This is a genomic window from Haladaptatus sp. DYF46 (assembly GCF_021083305.1).
Classification (GTDB): domain Archaea; phylum Halobacteriota; class Halobacteria; order Halobacteriales; family Haladaptataceae; genus Haladaptatus.
On sequence record NZ_JAJFAY010000007.1, the window covers coordinates 25122 to 44529 of the forward strand.

The following is a 19408-nucleotide window of genomic DNA, read 5'->3' on the forward strand; positions in this document are numbered from 1 at the left end:
AATGTTTGACAACACTGATTCCGACGATTCGGACACGGATGACCGCTTGTTCAACCAACCGCAGAACGATAGTCTCCCTGCCCGGCTCGCACGCAAGCCGCTGTTGAATCGCTTGCCGGGCGTACCCGACGAAAGCGACGACCGCACCCAAGAGTTGGTGAGTCTCAACTACCCATTCCGGGGAGATCCCGCACTCGTGGATGAGTCAGGCGCACTCATCGGCGGCGTGAAGATCGAGCCCGCGAACATGGCGCTCGCCGACATCGGAACGTGGGAAAAGCGCGTGCGGTCGCTCGCTGATACGCTCGCGACCACGGTGTCGTATGAAGCACAGTGGTACAGTCCAATGCGGACGGTGAATTACGATGACCGTCAAGAACGCTACAAGGACGCCGAACTCACCGTTCGCCGCCAGCAGGACGATCTCTCGTTCGCTGAACAGGTGCGGGCGGACGTGTGGGAAGAACGTGCTGCCGTGGTCGACCTCTACCAACAGACCACGCTTTCGCGTGAATACTACATGCTCGCGAAGGTTCGTCCCGGTGAAGGGGTGCTGGATACGACGAGCGAGGAGGGCGGCCTTGGCAACGTTCCCGGCCTTGGGGAGTTGATCGAGAAGAAAGAACTCCACGAACGAGCGGGAAGTGCCGATCTCACAAACCAATTGCTGGATACGCTCCGGCGGCGCGTCGAAGAACTTGCGACGGCACTCGGCCAGATCGAAGGATTGTCCGCCCATCCGGTGGGTTCGTTCGACCTCGCACAGGTTGCAGCCGACTACTATCGAGCGGACAACGTGGGCGCACGCGACGAGTGGACGACCGCCCTTCGCGGCGCACCCACACCAGGGACGCTCGAAGATCCCGAGCATGAAATGACCTACCAGCACGTCACCGCGCTCAACAATGACGAGGGTCGCCAACCCATCGAACCCGACGGCGGGGCAGTCCAGCGACCCGCTCGCGGACGCTCGCGACGATCACCATCTGTCCCCGACGCTGATACACCGGGCGAGGTCGGAGACTGGGAGTTCGACACCGCGGCCGTGAATGCGAATGCGGTCGCAGACCTCGTATCGGGTGAGGAAGCGACCGCTGAACACTTCCGCAGTGTCCTTGCCCCCGAAGTGTTCGACCGGAGCAATCCCGACTACGTGCAGATTGACGACGATCTGTATTCGACGACACTCGCATTGCGTGAGTGGCCCGGTCAACCCGCCTACGGCGCGCTTGAAAACGTGCTGAATTACGGCCTTCCGGGCGTCGAAGTCGTCGTTTCGACTTCTATCGAAGGGGTGGACGAGCAGAAAGCCCGCCGCGAACTGGCCGACGCTCAGGACGCCTTGACGAAGAAAGCCGAGGACGCGCTGAATTCGAAGTGGAACCCCTTCGGCAGCAAGTACGAACGGAAACTCAGCGAGGTGAGTGCAACCCTCGATGCACTCGAAGCGAGCGACTACGGGTTGTTCGACACGCAGACGTACATCACCGTTCGGGCACCGGACACTGATACGTTGCAGACGGCGATCAGCCAGATTCGGGCCCGCTTGCAGGACGAACGTGTCTCGGCTAAGCGGATGAAATTCAATCACGAAGCGGGCTATCGAATGTCCGCCCCGACTGTCCCGAAATCGGCCTACCAACCCGTGAAAATGCTTGGGATGGGCTTGGCAAGTCTGTTCCCGTGGAGTACCCAGAACGTCGAGGAACCCGGCGGCATCGAGATCGGCGAACACGCTCACACGGGCGAGCCAACGATCCTCGACTGGTACGATTGCCAGACGGGGTACAACTTCGGCATCTACGGGAACATTGGTTCAGGGAAAACCACGACGGGCAAGCAAATCGCGTTCCGGCAGAAGACGAAACATCCCGACATGAAGCTGGTGATGGTCGATCCGCTCCAAGAGTTCACCGGCTTGTGCGAAGCGTTCGACGGCCAGCACATCATCGTCGGCGGTGACACGCCCATCAATCCGATGCGGATTGAGCCGACGCCCACTGATCGCTTGCAGAAGATCGGCAAGCACACGCCGTATAACGACGCTGTCACCCAGACTATCGGGTTTGTCGGGAACTACTATTACATCGAAGGGCTGAGCGGCTTCGAAGAGAAGAAAGGAACGTGGCAAAAGGCGATCAAAGCCGCGTACAAGCGGGCGGGGATCACCAAGGACCCGACGACCCACAGCAATGCGAGTCCGACGCTGGCCGACGTGATCGACGTGCTGAAGGCCATGGTCACGGACCCTGAAACCTACGTTGATAAGGAGATTCGGGAGTCAGACGAAGCCGTCAACGACCGTCAACAGACGGCAATCGATATTGTGAACAACGATATTGAGGCGTTCAACGACGAGTACGGCCAGTTGACCAAGCAATCGAACATCAGCTTTGACGACGCCGACACGATCTATCTCGACCTCCAACGCTACGAGAACGAGCAACAGCGTGGCGGCCTGATGATGGAATTGTTGTTGAAGGAGATGTACGAGCAGGCCAAGACCTCGCCGGAACCGCTGATGATGCTGATCGACGAGGCGAGCTACATGCTCAAAAACTCCGCCAATCTGGAATCGCTCAAACAGGCTCACCGCCACAGTCGGCACTACGACCTTTCGATTGGGTTGTTCACCCAGTCGGTGTCGGAGTTCTTCGCTGAAACCAGCGGCGACGGCAGCAACCAGACTGAGACATTGACCGAGAGTGCGGAAGTGATCTTCCAGAATCAATCGCGCCAGATCTACCACTATCTCAAGGAGATGAACGACGAACGCGGGCGAGAAATCGGGCTGAGCGAGCAAGCGGTGGAATACATCCAGGACGCCGATCCCGGCGAAGCAGGGAAAGGCTGGTCGGATGCCCTGCTTGACATTGACCAGAAAGAAAGCTACCCCCTCCGTGTGGTGATGACCGACGAGATGAACCCGCGTGAGTTCGCGTTGTACGAGTACGACGCAGCCAACGATGGCTCCGATTTGCAGGGCTTTTTGGAGGACTACTGCGCCGAGAGTGACGAGCAGTGGGAATGGAGGTGGTCCTAATGCCCCCAACCATCGCCGCGTGGGGACTCTCGCTGCTCGGAAATCTGTTGCTTGCCAGTCCGCTCGCCCCCGTTGTCGAAATGTTCGGCGTGTCGCTCCCCGAGCGGTTTGCGTTTACACTTACCAGCCTCGGCAGCGGGTTTGTGAGCGATCTCTTGGTACTCACTTGTCTCTTGGCAGCCCACTTTGCCGTCGTCATGCTCGTAATCAATGCACTCCGACTCGGCCAGTATGCGAGCGAGCGCTATCAGGAGGTGGTCGCATGACGGGCTTTTTCGAAAGCGTGTATGAGAACGTGCGCGGACAGGGGAGTCCCGCCGCGCGACAGGTTGATGACGACCTCGTGACCGATCTCTACGACCATGCGTGTGAGCAATCAGCACTCATCGGGATTCGCCCGTACAAGGACGAAGGAGGGCTTCAACGTGGGATGCAACTATTGAGTTCGCTCCATGATGTGCAGCTCGACGGGCGGGTTCGCAAGCAGAACGTGACGCCGGGCAGTGCGTTCGAACTCGTCTACGACGATGACGAGGAGATCCTACAGTATCGATTCGCACCAGGTGACGAGGGGATGCACGACCGCTTAGATCGCCAACTCAAGACATACTACGGCGATTCGGATATTGTCGAGATCGAGCCCGAATTCTTGGATATGGCCGCCGGACAGTACGTTGCGGCCGCTCGCCTCAAGCTGCGCCAAGACGATTCGTTCCTCCCGATCAAGCACTTCAAGCTCGATCCTGATCATTTCGAGACCGATCCCTACGACTCGATCACCTCAGAGATGGTCGGAGCCCCACATCGTCCGAACGCGGACGTGATGGTGCAGATCATGATCAAGCCTGCGATTTCAAACGCGACGTGGGACCGTCGCAACTGGTATCACGGCATCGGCAAGACCGTGCGGCGACTCAAAGAGTCCAAAAGCGGGTTTGACGCTGGAGCGGTCCTGAGGGAAACGGCCTCAGCGATGAGTGGCGGGCAACTCGAAGGCGTTGACGCGGACGAACAGGAGAATTTCACGAAGTATCGCGAGGAAGCCAGCAACTCGAAAGCCGCGAATGTCGTTGCGAGCCAACGCGGGAAGAAAGGCTATCACGTCGATATTCGCGTGGTTGCCGTCTCTGATAGCGAAGAAGAGGCCGTGAGTCGTGTCGAGGAGACTGCTGGGATGTACCGGAAATTCTACGACTCCAGCTACGAGCAAGGCTTCACCCCGAAGTTCTTCAAACAGAAGCAACTGGGTGGCTTCTTGGAGTCAATGGCAAGCCGAGAGTGGACCGGTACCAACCAAGGAATCACGTTCGCGACCGACACGCTCACCGGGATTTGTCACGTCCCGACCGACCTCAACACCCAAGAGATTGAGTACACGATGAGCAAATCCGGGCGTGGAATTCCGCCCCGGACCCCGCGCTTCGATTACGACGCTCACGACCTCGAACGCGCGACGAGTGATCCGGGTGCAATCCAACTTGCCATGCTCTCGGAGGACGACCCGGCCCGGCCGTACTGGTACGGGCGCGGCAAGAAGAATGGAATCGAGGCGGGCGTGACTCCCGAGATCCTGAATATTCACCAATTTGTCGGCGGCGGAACCGGGATGGGCAAGACGACATTCTTGGTGAATCAAGCCAGCCAGATCATGAATCGGGGCCATGGCTGTCTCATCTTCGACCCGAAAGGCAAGGACGCCGACGAGTTCCTACGCGAGGTGCCCGAAGATCGCGAGGATGATTTGGTGTTCGTTGACCTCACCGACGAGTACGACGAGCAAGTGACGTTCAACTTCATGGAAGTCCCGTCGAACGCCCCGCCGGACAGTCGCGCGTTCGCGAGCGCTGTTGAAGCGCTCGCCGACGACGTGGTGGCGATTGCTGCCCAAGCGGGCGGTGACGACAACTATTGGGGGGCGTTGATGAATCGAGTCACACGGACCCTGATCCGTGGGATGGCGAAGTCTGGACGAGACTGTACGCTCCTCGATCTGGCGTGCTGTGTCGCGGATTCGGATAATCTCGATAAGTTCCACAACTGGATGGACGAAGAGCGGATTCACTTCATCCGCGAGTCGGCCAAACGCATTGCTGACAAAGAAGATAGCGACCTCGAACCGCTCGCCGGTCGCTTTAGCCAGTGGATTGAGAACGACGCCGTGCGGAACCTGATTAGCAACCCGGACAGTACGGTGTCGATTCAGGAAGCCGTCGAGAACGGGAAGATCGTGGTTGTTCGCAACGACCCGAGCAGCGGGGAAACCGAAAAGCGACTGTTCGCGACGGCGCTCATTCGTCGGGCATGGGTCGCGATTCGAGAAGCCGACGACAATCCGCCGTTCTACGTGATCTGTGACGAGTTCGACTCCATCGTCACCGAGGAGTCCAACATCCACAAGATTCTCTCGGAAGCCCGTGCGTTCGACTTCTGCCTGACGCTCGCGTGTCAGAACCCATCAAATCAGTTGCCGACGAAAGTCGAGAAAGCAATTGCGAACCAGTGTAAGACGTTCATCTCCTACAACCCCGGCGGGGACGAGGACGCTCGCCTCATTGCCAAGCAGCATTCGCGGGATATTGAGTGGGAGGATCTGATGAACATGAGTCCGTACACCTTCTTCATGCGGACGCTCGACGACAATGACCAACTCACTCACTCCTACAAGGTGCGCGCGTTCCCACCGGTCGGTGAAGTCCGCACCGAGCAGACCGGCCAGCCCGGTCGCACGGACGCCGAGTTGGACACACTGAAACGGACGTCGCTCGCCGAGTACGGAACAACCCAACTCACGCCCGAAGAACAGCAGGAAGTCTCGCACTTCTACAGCGGCGAGCAGCAGGATGCAGAACCAACAGCAGCAGCGAGCGATCTGAGCGAAAAGGCGTGGCGCAATCAGGCGCTGAAAGCCGTCTACGACGAGACGATCCGCCACGGGAATCCCGGCGGGTGGGTAGCTGTTGCGGAGTGTGTGGACCGACTGAACGACTACCTGCCGGACACGACCGTCAGCGACGCCGGGAAAGCATGGCGCAAAGTCTTGCAGGAAATCCCCGATCCGTACATTGACCGACGCGAAGTCGAAGACGAAATGCAGGTCAAACCACTCGATACGGGATTCCTGAACCTCGGCGACTCGGAAAACGACGGGAACGCCGAGCACTGGGCCCCGATGGCCGACGCCTACATCCCGATGACCCAACTCGGCTTTATCTTCGAGATTCCCGAGCAGACCGGCGACGCCATGCCCGACGGCCTTGCGCGAACGGACGATATGCTCGCGATCATGCCGGACGACGACCCCGAGGAAATCACCGAGAAAGTGACCAGCTACCGGCAGCAAAAACAGCTCCCCTATCGTCTTGCCGGGACCAACGATGCCTATATCGAGAGCGAACACACGACGGGAAGCAGCCAACCCTCCCAGACAGTGAAGAATCTCGCCCAAGCCCACAACGCGGGCCATCGCTGTCTGTTCTTTGCCCGTGAAGACGTGGCGACAAACGTCTACGATACGGTCGCTCATGAGCCAATGTGCTGTCAGAGTTCACACCCCGACGACAGCGAACGGCGATTCTACACAGGGACCCAGCCGTTGAAGATCGACGGACAGGCCATGACGCGACCGGGAAGCCGTGATAATATCTGGGTGCATGATGAACAGACCGGCGAATACATCCTACGAGACTCCGATGGGACGGTTCACGCCCGCTTTGACACAGCAGCGGACATCTACACGGATGCAAGTGCGTACCCAGACGAGGGCGAGCGCAACATCATGCCCCCAGTGATCCCCGAGTACGAGATTAATGGGGATCTCCACGAAGTCGAATGGGATGTGATCGTTGTTCCGACCCCAGCAACGGACGAGAACGACGAGAAAATTCCGCTCACACCGATGGACCTTCGACTGTATGAAGGCAGCGAGCAGACGCCGCTGCTCGATCTGGTGGACAACGTAGCTCCCCACCGACAACAGCCGACCAGCGAAGACGAGTCGGTCACAGACGAGCAGCAGACCGACGAGAGTCCTGAGGCGACCCCCGTCAGCAGAACTGAGCCAGGGACCGAAGCAGATGCCGACAACGGGAACTGTGAGAAAGAGGAGGACGCGACGAACTCCCTCAACGAACTACGATAGATCGGCGTTATTCACGATCTCAGTTACTTTTTGCTGTGTTGCATCGTCGTGCGTTGCGGTGAGTACTTGGAGAATATCGATGATCGTCTCACGGCGTTGGCGGGTTTCACGCTCTAGTTCCTCGATCCGATTCTCTAAGGCAGTCACACGCTCTGCGGTGGCCGCACCAGCAGGCGGGGAAAGAACGTCTGGATTCTCATCGATGAGTGCCCTTCCATCTGCGGTGAGTTGCCAGACGCGTGCCTTGCGACCACCGCCGCCGCTGTATTCTCGCCGCCCGGTGTCCTCGATCAGGCCCCACCGTTCCAGTGTCTTCAGATGATGGCTCATGCTGCCGGTGGGAATATCGGCGCGTTGTCGGAGTGTTGAGGTATTGAGTTGGTCCGTTTCAGCGGCGTCAAACACGCCGAGGAGATTGCGCCGATGGGGACTCCCGTGATTCAGCTTCTGCTCAATTTCGTCGGGGGTGAGATCCGTGGTGGTGGTGGATGTATCAGATACCATAGTTTCTCACATGCAACGATAATGAACTGAGACGACTATAATATTACGGTTGGGTCCAAGTGTATCAGCAACTCCCGACTGCTGTGCATGAAGCGGAAACAAACGCCAAAAAATAACGCCATGGGGGTATCCCCACAGTTCTATCAGAAACTGTAAATGAGAGTGCGCGACACACCGCGGGGCGAGTACGCCCCGAGAAGAGGAGGGAAATTCAGGTGGGCGCCAAAGGCAAAGTGACGAGTGTAACAGCAACAAGAGGCACCCCCAATTTGTCACAAAAGTGATGGTGGAGGATATGAGGTGAACAGGGGCACCCCAGCAGGCACAGAACAAGCGAGAAACCGACGAGCGAACAGCCCATCAACAGGGCGCGAACAGAGGGGACAGTCCACCCGAGAACACGAGGAGAAAAAGAACAGAGTGAGGACGTGGGACAGTCAGGCCATGCCGAACCCAGAGAAAACAGAGAAACGAGACAGGGACAGTCCAGCAGCGCGACCAGCAGAGCAAGCAACAGAGTGGACCAACAGAAAACAGGACGACGGGGAGGACGGAGACAAACTGAGGAGCAGCGGTGAACAGGGACCGAGAGCGCTGGCGTCCAGGACAGCCCGAAGACCGTAGCAACCGCGGCAGGCGAGAAGCAGTGAGTCACGGCCTGAACAGTACGGAGAGCGACGAGACAGCCGACAGTGAGAGTGCAACCACACCAGAATTCTTGCAAAACATCGCGAACAGTAGCACCCCAGAGACAGAGTGATGACCACGAGAAAGAACGTAGCACGACCATGCAGGACAGTCACTGGGCGTGACAAGGCCGGACAGTCCACTTCTGGCCGGACAGGCCCGACAGAACGCTGTGCGTCTGGTGTGGGGGTGCCACCTCTGCACCCGAACAGAGGGGGTGCCGACGAGCGCCACATCTCTACTCACAGCCAGAGTAATGGCCGGGTGCCATCACCAGCACGCTTCATCTGGGTGCCGATATGACGGCATAATCTGGGTGCCAGCTTCAGCGCACCAGTGGGGTGCCAACGTGGACGACACACCACAGTTTCAGTGAGCGCACCACACGAGGAGAAGCGACGACAGCGGGCAGCACCGTCAGCACGTGGGACTGTCCACCAGCGACAGACTGTCCTGTCCGCCGGCCACCGACAAAGGGGACTGTCAAATCTGGCGACCAGTACGCCGAGCCTCTAGCTAGCTGCGGCGTCGACGGCGCGACACACCAAGTACAAATCATCACGCACAGCAGGGCCGACTGTCCTCCGGGCGAGACACTGAATTCTCTGAGCTCGAGCAGCACCAGACTGTCAGCCCAGCACGGTCCACGAGGGACTGTCACCCGGAGCGACGTACGATGGGCCAGAGAGGGACGAGGACCACTGAAGACGGCCAAATTACTCCGGAAATGTGGTGTCCTCTCTCCGAGCAATCTGACTGTCCACCGGCTACAAGAGCCTGACTGTCCCACCCGCGTTAGCAGAAAGCGGTCATTCGGCCGAACTGGGGCCATATTATCTCTCGACAATAGTAGGAATATTTATTTTTCCTGACTATCTATTGTTGGCTAATGATAAACCTCCAATACCGATCACCCCAGACTCCACTTGGGCTGTTTGTTGGAGCGTGGGCTATCTGGTCGCTTTCTACAATTTGGACAAGCGGGATTAACTGGCAAAGTTGGGGTGCTGTTGCCTTCGTTGGCGGTGTCACAGCTGTCTGTCTAGGTTGTCTTGTTTGGGCAATTGGTACAGCGACCGGTGATTCTTCGGAGCGGCCAGCACCGTATCGGCGACTTATGCAACTCTTTGGCGCGCTTGGAATCCTGTTTCTCGGTGCTATTGCTCTTGCAGCTTTTCTCTAGGTTTAAAACGGCTGTTCAGGGGTCATATTACTCCACGAGCGTGTAGCCAGACCTATCGTGTCGCACATTATTCTTCGTCCCCAATATTGAACTAAACACAGAGACGACCACCAGTATGCATCGCACCCTCCCCATTCTTGGCCTTGTCCTACTCGTTGTCCTCGCGGGCTGTCTCGGCGGCCTTGGATTCGGCGGTAGTAGCGACGGCCCAACCACAACCACTGCGGCACCAACCAACACAGAGCCGACACAGACGGCAACCAGCACGCTGTCCCCGACGACATCCAAGACAACGACCACCCCGACCACAACAGCCAGCACGACCACAGCAACGACCAGCACAGCAACAACGACGCAACCCAGTACAGCAAGCCAAACAACGACAGTACCGACACAGACCACCGCACGAATCGACGCACCGAGCGGGGGCCAGCGCTTCGAAGCGCGGGTGACGAAAATCGTCGATCCGACAACCATCAAAATTGAACGCAACGGCAAGACCCAGACGGTTGATCTGATCGGTGTGCGCGTCCCAAAGGACGGTCTGTACCACACGCGAGCGCTCCAAACCACCAAAGCACAACTAGAGTACAGTACCGTCACGCTCGTCACAGATCCACAGGTAGGAACCAGCAGTGACGGCCACCCACAAATGTACGTCTATACGGGAGAGTGGCTGTATAACACCCAGTTGCTCCGGTCAGGCTATGCGCGAGTGGCAGACGGCGAGTTCAGCAAGCGAGCGGAGTTTGAGCGAAAGCAACAGGAGGCCAAGCAAGGCGGCTATGGCCTGTGGAAGAACACGACGACAACAGCCTAACTAAGTCAGGCGGATATTGTTGGAATAAAATATTTATCCTTTGGGTACAATTTCTGGACCACTATGCACCTCCAGTCATGGTTACGTCCTGCGGTATACGTAAGCGCAATCGGCCTATTTGTCCTCGGACTCGGTATCACCGGTGTTGCGATCTCTGGTGAAATCAACGGCGATTACATGATTCAAGTCGACCACGTGAGTGCATCGACCACAGAGTCTACGGTATCCTATACTGGTCTCACACCGGCAGAGAAAGCTGTCTTTGACCGGGTGAAATCAGGACACGCAGCTCCCCTCGAGGGAGCAACCCTGGAGACGTTCGCCAATAACGCTGTTCGTTATCAGGGAGACATCTACGCCTTTGAAACGACGTATGATCCAACCACGCTCACACCACTTGTCGCTGGGTTCGGAATTGCATTGGCTGTTGCTGGAGGCGCACTATTCTTCCTGACGCGCGTGCTTGATCGGCGGTCGATTTCCCTGCCAGATACCATGTTCTAGCTCCGATCGTTCCGATTTTGTTCTTTTAGTTAACCGATTTTAGTGCCACTGCCTCATGTTGCACTAAGCGGGTGTGGACACACCTGATATTGAGTGACGGACTACTGGTGGGAAATGCCGGGTGCTACCAACAAAGCGGAGATTTCGGTAACCAACCGTGTCAATCTTCGCAACATTCCTGACAGACATGATCCTCAAGATAGATCGTAAGGACTGAGATTCCACAGCTGGTACACCCTGCGATGATAGCGGTGTTGTCTCGTCGGCATAATAGTCTCACAGAGGGCATCAGGTCCGCGCTTCGAGTTCCTCGGCGAGGTCAAGATACTGTTCAAGACACCGCGTACCGTGATAGCGGGCGGTTTCACTTCGGGTATCGTAGTCAATGATGCCAGCGGCATCCATCTTCGGGAGATGGATGTGTGTCAAGCTCAGCTGCAGGTTCTTCGTCGGTTCGGAGTCGGTGTCGCCAGTGACTCCGTCGCGAGCACTCTCTCCCACGCACTCCAAGAGTTCGGTGATAGACGCTACACCATCGTCCCTCGCGATAAGATACGAGAGAGCGTGGCGACGGTGGTCATGGGCGAGGATATCGAATATCTGATCGAGCTGGGCAGTAGTGTCATCGCTGACGTTTGATGAGTTAGTCATGATTGGGTGGCGGAACGCATGATGATGTTATGTTCCGCGTCCCCGCTACGCGAATGAACCGTGTCCTAGTGACACAACGACCTGTGTTCAGCACTCCCTCCGTTCGTGGGAGATGAACACACCTTCAGAGATGGCTGTGTTAAACATTAACACAGCGTGGACAGAAAAGGGTGGTGGTTGTTACTACGGATGAGGAACTTTCCGTTTGAGAGTGCACCACAGCGCGAGACGGATCCTAGTGAGCCAAAGACGAGCTCTGTGCCATGAACACCGACACGTTTAGCGGAGAAAACTGGAATTATTTCACTGCCAAATATACTGCTCACAGACAGTCAACTGCTTCAAATCGGGTAAATTCGGAAAGTCAATCTCGCCGCCGCCGTCCGTTCCACGTCGGTTATAGGATCAATCAGCCGTCTTGGAACGTGGCGGAATATTACAAGCCAAAATAGTGCCACTGAGACATAACCGACAACTCAAGTGTACCATGAGCCATCAGCCATCATCGTCAGTTACCGCTGGATTCGGTTGAATGTGAAAGGATGATGGTACCGTCAGTCTGGACACGAACAATGTAGTCTTCGTACCTAAATTGTACTCGCCTATTGGTGTCCCGGAGAGTCCCGTCATGGCGGGGCTCAAAGAGTCTATCAAGAGCTTCTGGGTCAACAAAGTCAGACAGAATCGCCAATTCGCTTGGGTCGGCGTTATTCAGCGTGGCGATGGCGCTGACGAGTGTTCGGCTGACCGAGTCTGTTTTGGGATCGAAGGTAAATTGATGCGTTGTTTGGTCGGCGTGTTCTCGGTGCTGGTTGGACGTATCGCTCGTGGTGTGATCGGTCATGATATGTGGGCGAGTGAGACTCTGTGATGCGCGCAACCTGGGTTCTAATCGCGTGAAATACGCCACCGGTGGAATACCACTGCCGTTTACAGCAGTGAATGCACAGTGTGTGCTGGTTCGGAGTATCCCATCAGTGCTCACTCCGGTTAAAAGCGGCGTTAGCTCACAATCACACAGGTTTGCTGAACACCATGTGCTTCCCTTCAGAAGTCACTGAGACGATGACTTGGCGTGAAAATCTTGGGGGTAGTTACCACTAGGCAGCGTAGAAAAGATATGGAAACATATGCAGATCCATCCCAACAACCGACTATGAGTGTAAAGCAAGCAGTGGCTACATTAGAGGAGTGTCAGCCTGATCAGCTTGGAACACTGAGTGCAGTAGTCGATATTAACGAGCTCGTTCGGGTTCTTGATCCGCCGAGTGATCGGGAATCGGTTGTATTTCGGTACTGTGGGTATTCGGTCGAAGTCACGTCCGATCGTAGAATTCGTGTCGAACCATAAGTGATAGAATCAGGTCTCGCGGGTGGGTCAAAAGCAGAAAGAGGAATTGCTGCGGTTAGTATACAATACTAACCTTGGAAATCTATTCCGACTTCAAAGCAAGAGCAACAATGATAGCAGTGTTCGCCGGTCATTGATCGTCAGCCACCTCAATTTGGAGTGACCCGCTGCAGTCGCCACAACTGTACTTCTCGGGGCGTTTCACAACTTTCGAGCGTTGATAGCGCGCGAGTTGTCCGCCGCATTCGGTGCAGATTACCCACCTGTTCGGAACCTTGAACCGCTCGTAGTGCTGTGAGGTGTCGAGCATATCCGTCCAGCGGGTGAACGTCTCACCGTGGTTCGCTTCCCCGAACTCGTGGTACTGCTAAGCGTGAATCAACTCATGGCGCACCGTCGAACTAAATTGCTCCCAGCCGTGCGCGTGTCGTAAGCGTCCCAGCTGAGCGTGATCGTAATCACGTCCGTGTCGAGGTCGTACTTCGTCACTCCTGCCTGCCGTTTCGCGCGGTGCGACACGTCCCACGCAATCGCCTCAATCGGCAAATCGGGGAAATGCTCAGCGGCGACATCCGCCGCGTGTGCTTGCGCTCGGTCAAGCAGGTCGCGCTCGGTTGTTGGTTGGTTGCCGTCCTCGTCGGGCGTATCCGCACACTCGGTCAGCGTTCGCTGGGCGGCTACATCGGCCAGCGTTGTTTGGCGTGACATAAATAGAAAAAAGTGAGTGGGTTAGCAGCAGTCGGTGAGAGCGCCCTTCCGGGTGGCTTCCGCACCACAGTTCTCACACGTCCAGTAGGTGTGATCGACGTTGCCGTACGTGTCGTAGCCGGTGGACGGGCCACCGAGATGTCCGTCGTCCGATGGGAATGCGTTGAGCGTCCTGTCATCGGTTGCGTTTTCGACGGCGGCCATATGCTTGCAGAACGCGTTTCGGTGGACGTGATGCGGGCACGTGCAGGCCATCAGGTCGTTGGTCACGTCGACCTGTCCGGGGACATCAACATTGTAGGAGAACTGTTCGGCCTGTGCGCGCGTTTCTGTGGCTTCTTTCCCATGGTGCTCACTGTCGGGATCAGTCTCGGACACGTAGACCTGTACGTCGTCGCCCAGTTGATAGGGGTCGCTCGCTGGTTAGGGCACGTCCTCCATCGATATTCGGTATTCTGTGTAGTGAGTTTTTATCAGTACCGAACATCTATATGATACGATGGCCAACGATCCCCTGACCTATACTAACGATGTTCTTGACGTAGATCCATTCGAACCGGAATCAGTCGCAACGAACTTGTTATAATTTGTCTGTCGCGTAGCTAGAAAACGATGGTCTGTTTGATTTCGTCGGGGATCATACATCAACAATACGGGATACAAACAGTGTGATTTTACGAATGCGTGGTGAACTTCCCAATAGCCATGGGAGACAATGATAGAGATTGGGATGAATTTGATCCAGAGGCGCGCGAAGAACGCGAAATCGGTCGCGAGATGGTTTCGAAGAGTACGGGTCTCGGATCGGTCATGGCGCACTTCTATCGCGGAGAGATGAGTGTAGTCACGACATGGCGCCAGCGACTGGATGAGACAATCAACTGGGCAGTAACGATTATCTCGGCGATCCTCATCTATGCTTTCTCAACCGAGGGCAAGCACGTGATTCTCCTCACTGGGATGGTGGTGATCGCTGTATTCTTAGGAATCGAAGCCCGGCGCTATCAGGCCTATGACGTATATCGGTCGCGAGCACGGATGCTCCAGGAGAACCTCTTTGCAAATACACTCGATCCCTCACAAGGCGTTGAGCACCCCGCCTGGCGGCGTGAACTCAGTGATGATTATCGAAATCCGACGATCAAGACGCCCTATTTGGAAGCACTTGCACGACGACTCCGTCGGATCTATCTTCCGTTTTTCGTGCTCATGCTCGCCGCTTGGCTATTCAAACTCACGGCTTTCTCCTCCCAATCATTATTCAAAACAGCCGCGATAGGAAAGATACCAGGACTCATTGTACTCGGGGTTGTAGGCCTGTCATACATCATTTTAGTTGCAATTACATTCTGGCCACGCGAGCGGAAGGCAAAAGGCGAATTCGACAAAGTCGAATACGGCGAGTGGAAAGAATCTGATCAATAATCACTCTAGCTTAAAGAACGGGCCGCTCAAGACGATCAGTGCGGTCTAAGTCTACTCTGCTTTGTTGAATAGCAAGATGGCGGCAGGATACCCTGTGATATTTGTAGAGTAAAGCCAATAAAGTTGGGATGTAATGAAAGTAAACCTCCTCGACTTCGCTAGCGAATGAAAGCACGGTGCTCAACCCAGGTGGACTACAGATCTTTTCACAGCATCACTATCCGATATTTTGCGCACAGGTATTCTATGTATTCCGCCAGCATACCCATAACAAGGATGTCCTGCAGATATTCTCTCTTCAGTGACTTTGGATCAGATCTAGTGACGAGCAATCAGAGTGAGTGGGACTAGTTCGGTAGTTCCTTCCGACCCGTTCGCACGCATGGCCAGCGCGGGAAGCCATTCAGGCCGCCACACTTGCACTCTACCGATTCAGTGTCGTCTTCGTCCGTCTCGTTGTCCTCCGGCAGGAACGCCGTCAGGGTGCCATCATCAGTTGTGGTTTCTACGCCAACCATGTGCTTACAGAACGCGCTTCGGTGAACGTGATGCGGGCAGGTGCATGCCATCGCGTCGCCGGTCACGTCGTCCAGCGTGACCACGTAGTGATGCTCAGCAGGATTCTCGTGGCTCTCGTTGGTGACGTTGATGAGTCCGGGGACATCGACGTCGAAGGCGAATTGTTCGGCCTGTGCGCGGTTCTGTGCCGTCTCGTCAGCTTCAAGGGCTGCGGATCGGTTTGTACTCATGGTCTTTCGCTCAGATTTGGAAGACCGGTGCCGGGTGTTCTAGCACCCGGCGCGTTTCTACACGCCCGAGGGCACCTTTCCGGCCGATATTACTTCTGCGTGTGGATTCAGGGGACAGTATACTTGATTCACTTGTCTATGAAGAGTGGATTGCTTGGAATCCATTTGTCTCACTGCTCCATGTCGCACTAAGCAGACATGGACACCTCACGCGAAAACGGGAGCATCTTTGGCGCCTGACCTGCTGTGCCCATGCTCTTATCCCTTCCCAGAACTTTGCGTTGCTATGAGTGTCATTGCTGAATTTACGGTACCGAGTGACACACTCGCGCTTTCGGAGACACTTGAACAAACTCCTGAGATGACCATCGAAATCGAGCGTGTTGTCGCTCGTGGCAATGACCGAGTGATGCCCTACTTCTGGATCCGCGGCGGTGACTACGGTACGTTTGAAACGGCTGTCAAAGACGATCCATCAACCCAGAATATTACGAAACTTGATGACTATGAGAATGGCACACTCTATCGGGCCGAGTGGACACAGAACATCGAGAGTATCGTCTACGCCTATCTTGAAGTCGGAGCGTCAATTCTTGAAGCGACTGGACAGATAGAAGGGTGGGAGCTTCAGATGCGCTTCGACAATGAACACCTCGTGAGTGGTTTCCAAGAATACTGCACAGAACATGAGATTCCATATGAATTGACCCGATTGTATCATCCCTCGGAGCCGATGGGTGGTGGCCAGTATGATCTCTCCCCAAAACAGCGGAATGCGCTGGTTACCGCGTTAAACAATGGGTATTTCGAGGTTCCACGCGCGGTATCAATGGACGCAATAGCAGATAAGATTGGTATTTCCCAACAATCATGCTCAAAGTTGTTACGCCGGGCCCATCAGAACCTAATCACCAATGTGTTGACGGTGGGCCATCCAGAGGATGGTTCGATACAAGAAGAATAGCATTGTGCTTAGTCGGTCCTACTCCGGGTAGAGAGTGCACAGGCCAACATCGGATGGAGAGGGCGTATATACTCCCCATAGATTCTTCGTTTTGGAGTTTCTTTTTCCCACTATGACTAACGGCTCAAAGAACCAACACCTCTGTGCACTCCACGAGGATACCGCACTACCAGTACAGGACACCCTCTTCAAGTGATGACCGGAACAATCGTTGAAGTAACCATCCCGAGCGAACAGTTTGCACTCGAACACACACTCACTGAATTTGAGACACTGACGTTTGAGGTCGAGCAGATGGTCGCCATGAATCGCGATACCCTGATGCCGTTCATTTGGATTGACTCATCCGATCTCATCAGGCTTGAAACGGCGTTTAGGGCTGATGAGAGCGTTGCTGAGTTTGAGCGCATCGCTGATTTTGAGACTGACTGTCTGTATCAGCTCACATGGGTGGATCGCATTAGCCATCTGATTCGGATTCTTGTCGATGAAAAAGGAACGGTGATGAGCGCAACGGGCTACGACGACACGTGGCACCTGCGGCTGTTGTTTGCCGACCGGGATGCAGCCACCCGCACCAATGCCTATTGCGAAGAGCAGGGTATTGACTTTGGCATTGAGAATATTCATGAGTTTACTAATCACAGTGGCAGTCGCGTAGGGGTAACAGATCCGCAACAAGAGACGCTTCAGCTCGCTGCTGAGCGTGGCTATTATACAGTGCCTCGCGAGGCTACCGCAGAAGACCTCGCCAAGGAATTCGGGATTAGTCACCAAGCGCTGTCCGAGCGGCTTCGGCGCGGGCACGGCGCTCTCGTCACGCATGTGTTTGGCGGAAGTGCCGGGACGTCGGAATCGCCAGAACCAGCAGACACCACGTCTGACAAAAGGTCGGCGCCGAGTACAGAACCACATGGCGACTGAGGTAGTGGCTGTGTTTGTCACATCGAAAATGCCAATCCTATCGGCACGAACAGTAACCTGAGATCCACAGTATTGGGAAGTAGCATACAGATCCGTCCATCGAATGAACGATGCCTATCGTCGGCACTGTCTAGTTGAGCCAGCTTGAGGAATGAGCAGGTTGAGAGTAGCATGAATCACTAACTCTTCAACCTGCTCGTCCTTATCTAGACAGTGCTCCCTACGCAAAATAATATCAGATTATTTCCGACAGTATCTTCGTGCTTGTTAGGTAGACTGAGGGTAGAATCCGACGTGATTTTCCATGGTTCGTTTATTCATATACTATATTATATATCGAGAAATTCACCAACAACCTAAAGCGTATAACTCGCCCTCTGCTATTCTAATTGGCTAAATACAGTTACACCTCATGATGGTTACGAAGACCTGATTTATCGTTGTGAATCACGCAAGATCAATGGTTCAATGGCGAGCGTTCGCTTCGCAACTGTGACGACCCGCAAGACATACGATGTAAAGAGCAGAAACGGGACGAGCGTTATGGTAAATGCAACCCCGATCGTCCAGGCCATATTTGTTACACCGAGCGTGCTCCCTGGAAACGTAGTTGCATCGACAATCGTGAGCATGATGCCAGCGACGACAAGTGCTGGGATCGCTGCATACAGGATCATTTGTGAGAGACTGACGAGTGCCCATTCAAAGTAGAGTGTCTTAATATGCTCACGAGCGGGACCGAATAGGCTCAGTGCCGTTTTCAGATCAATTAAGAGCGTGGTCTCTTCCTCGGTGAGACTCTCGTCATAGTTATTCATGAGTCGTTCGACTTGGAAAATTTTCCATGAGTAATTGAAATTGAGTGCGGCAAAAAGCACGTCGAACGTACCAAATTTGGCGCCATCAAGCTGATCGCGAACAACTTCCGAATTTCCAGTGAAACTGTCGGTGAACTCGTCAACTTCCTCTTGAAGTTGATCATTGTCATTTTCGGACAGACCCTCTTGAAGGGCGACGGCTCGCTGCTCGGCCACATTGATCAGTTCTCGGAGGAATGCCGACGGATCTGCAGGACTCGGCGAACCGATCAGTTCCTCGGCATAATCACGGAAGTCCATCGAATTCTCCATGCGTTCGCGTTGCTCGCCGAGCGGGCCGTTTTCCTGGGAGATGACGAGTTGACCGATGGTCACGACGAGCGTCACGCCGGTGATTATAGCCCCAATCATCGTCGAGAACATCGTTTCAATCGTGTCACCTGATTGGAGTTGTTGTTGCAAGGGTGGCGAAAGGATGGTCACCGCAATGACAAAGACGATCAAGACTGCAAACGCCAAGACAGCAGTGACGTGGAGGCGGTTTGCGGCGAGTAATAGCCAGATTTTGAGCCGACTCTCGCCTGCTCGCTCGCGCATTGTATTGGCCGTACTGATGTCAGAACTCTCATCGCTCATGATTCTGCGTCCTCACCAGTACCGGTATCAGCTGCAACTGGACGTTTAAAGACGAGATACTTGGTGCCGCCACCCGTGTATTCGATCGTTTCGCTCAGTTCCCAGCCGTCTTTCCCATAGGCATTCAATTCTTTTTGTGGGTCTTCGGCTTCTTTTTTGGTTTCACCACGCGGTGGTCTGAGTGTCTTATACTCCCAGTGAGTTATTTGCGTTTGGCTCATTTACATGGCTACTATCGCACTCAACAGGCCTAAGAATGATGATCTAAATATGAAAACGAGGTTTTATTGTCAAATTGAGTGG

At 55.1% G+C, this 19408-nt stretch carries 16 protein-coding genes; 9 read left to right on the plus strand and 7 right to left on the minus strand.

The window, feature by feature from the left end; translation table 11 throughout:
• The first annotated feature begins 1 nt into the window (after position 1).
• Genes LJF34_RS23400 through LJF34_RS23410 form a run of 3 tightly spaced genes read left to right on the plus strand, consistent with a single transcriptional unit; the run spans position 2 to position 7181 of the window.
• Positions 2-3043, plus strand: a complete 3042-nt coding sequence (locus LJF34_RS23400) for a hypothetical protein (protein WP_231188287.1) — start codon at positions 2-4, stop codon at positions 3041-3043.
• A complete protein-coding gene (locus LJF34_RS23405) occupies positions 3043-3309 on the plus strand; it encodes a hypothetical protein (RefSeq protein WP_231188288.1) in 267 nt (88 codons plus the stop codon). The genes LJF34_RS23400 and LJF34_RS23405 overlap by 1 nt, the downstream gene beginning before the upstream one ends.
• On the plus strand, positions 3306-7181 hold the full coding sequence (locus LJF34_RS23410) for a type IV secretion system DNA-binding domain-containing protein (RefSeq protein ID WP_231188289.1): 3876 nt from the start codon (positions 3306-3308) through the stop codon (positions 7179-7181). Before LJF34_RS23405 ends, LJF34_RS23410 begins: the two co-directional genes overlap by 4 nt.
• On the opposite strand, the gene LJF34_RS23415 is transcribed toward LJF34_RS23410, so the two are convergent.
• Entirely contained in the window at positions 7173-7685 is a 513-nt protein-coding gene (locus tag LJF34_RS23415) for a helix-turn-helix domain-containing protein (protein ID WP_231188290.1), read from the minus strand. The two genes, LJF34_RS23410 and LJF34_RS23415, sit on opposite strands and share 9 nt — an antisense overlap.
• Before the next feature lie 1985 nt (positions 7686-9670).
• Between LJF34_RS23415 and LJF34_RS23420 the strand changes: the two genes are divergently transcribed.
• Both LJF34_RS23420 and LJF34_RS23425 read left to right on the plus strand, forming a co-directional pair.
• The gene (locus tag LJF34_RS23420) at positions 9671-10375 is read left to right on the plus strand and encodes a thermonuclease family protein (protein ID WP_231188291.1); all 705 of its coding nucleotides are present in this window, start codon (positions 9671-9673) and stop codon (positions 10373-10375) included.
• Between the two features lie 63 nt (positions 10376-10438).
• The gene (locus LJF34_RS23425; RefSeq protein ID WP_231188292.1) at positions 10439-10879 is read left to right on the plus strand and encodes a hypothetical protein; all 441 of its coding nucleotides are present in this window, start codon (positions 10439-10441) and stop codon (positions 10877-10879) included.
• A gap of 288 nt (positions 10880-11167) precedes the next feature.
• On the opposite strand, the gene LJF34_RS23430 is transcribed toward LJF34_RS23425, so the two are convergent.
• Complete coding sequence (locus LJF34_RS23430; RefSeq protein ID WP_231188293.1) at positions 11168-11530, minus strand: hypothetical protein; 363 nt, start codon at positions 11528-11530, stop codon at positions 11168-11170.
• 628 nt (positions 11531-12158) lie between these two features.
• Here LJF34_RS23430 and LJF34_RS23435 point away from each other — a divergent pair.
• Entirely contained in the window at positions 12159-12401 is a 243-nt protein-coding gene (locus LJF34_RS23435) for a hypothetical protein (RefSeq protein WP_231188294.1), read from the plus strand.
• An 858-nt stretch (positions 12402-13259) separates the two neighbouring features.
• On the opposite strand, the gene LJF34_RS23440 is transcribed toward LJF34_RS23435, so the two are convergent.
• Complete coding sequence (locus tag LJF34_RS23440) at positions 13260-13589, minus strand: hypothetical protein (protein WP_231188295.1); 330 nt, start codon at positions 13587-13589, stop codon at positions 13260-13262.
• Positions 13590-13610: 21 nt separating this feature from the next.
• Positions 13611-13967, minus strand: a complete 357-nt coding sequence (locus LJF34_RS23445; protein ID WP_231188296.1) for a hypothetical protein — start codon at positions 13965-13967, stop codon at positions 13611-13613.
• A 327-nt stretch (positions 13968-14294) separates the two neighbouring features.
• Here LJF34_RS23445 and LJF34_RS23450 point away from each other — a divergent pair, with 327 nt between their 5' ends.
• Positions 14295-15014 carry a DUF2270 domain-containing protein gene (locus tag LJF34_RS23450; RefSeq protein ID WP_231188297.1) on the plus strand — a complete coding sequence of 240 codons (720 nt, stop codon included), beginning with the start codon at positions 14295-14297 and terminating at the stop codon, positions 15012-15014.
• Between the two features lie 347 nt (positions 15015-15361).
• Here LJF34_RS23450 and LJF34_RS23455 read toward each other — a convergent pair whose 3' ends face one another.
• Positions 15362-15763, minus strand: a complete 402-nt coding sequence (locus LJF34_RS23455) for an SWIM zinc finger family protein (protein WP_231188298.1) — start codon at positions 15761-15763, stop codon at positions 15362-15364.
• Positions 15764-16049: 286 nt separating this feature from the next.
• Between LJF34_RS23455 and LJF34_RS23460 the strand changes: the two genes are divergently transcribed.
• The gene (locus LJF34_RS23460) at positions 16050-16727 is read left to right on the plus strand and encodes a bacterio-opsin activator domain-containing protein (protein WP_231188299.1); all 678 of its coding nucleotides are present in this window, start codon (positions 16050-16052) and stop codon (positions 16725-16727) included.
• A 195-nt stretch (positions 16728-16922) separates the two neighbouring features.
• A complete protein-coding gene (locus tag LJF34_RS23465) occupies positions 16923-17651 on the plus strand; it encodes a helix-turn-helix domain-containing protein (protein WP_231188300.1) in 729 nt (242 codons plus the stop codon).
• A gap of 434 nt (positions 17652-18085) precedes the next feature.
• Here the strand turns inward: LJF34_RS23465 and LJF34_RS23470 are convergent, their stop codons facing one another.
• The gene (locus LJF34_RS23470; protein WP_231188301.1) at positions 18086-19105 is read right to left on the minus strand and encodes a hypothetical protein; all 1020 of its coding nucleotides are present in this window, start codon (positions 19103-19105) and stop codon (positions 18086-18088) included.
• Entirely contained in the window at positions 19102-19326 is a 225-nt protein-coding gene (locus tag LJF34_RS23475) for a DUF4177 domain-containing protein (protein WP_231188303.1), read from the minus strand. Before LJF34_RS23475 ends, LJF34_RS23470 begins: the two co-directional genes overlap by 4 nt.
• Positions 19327-19408 lie beyond the last annotated feature (82 nt).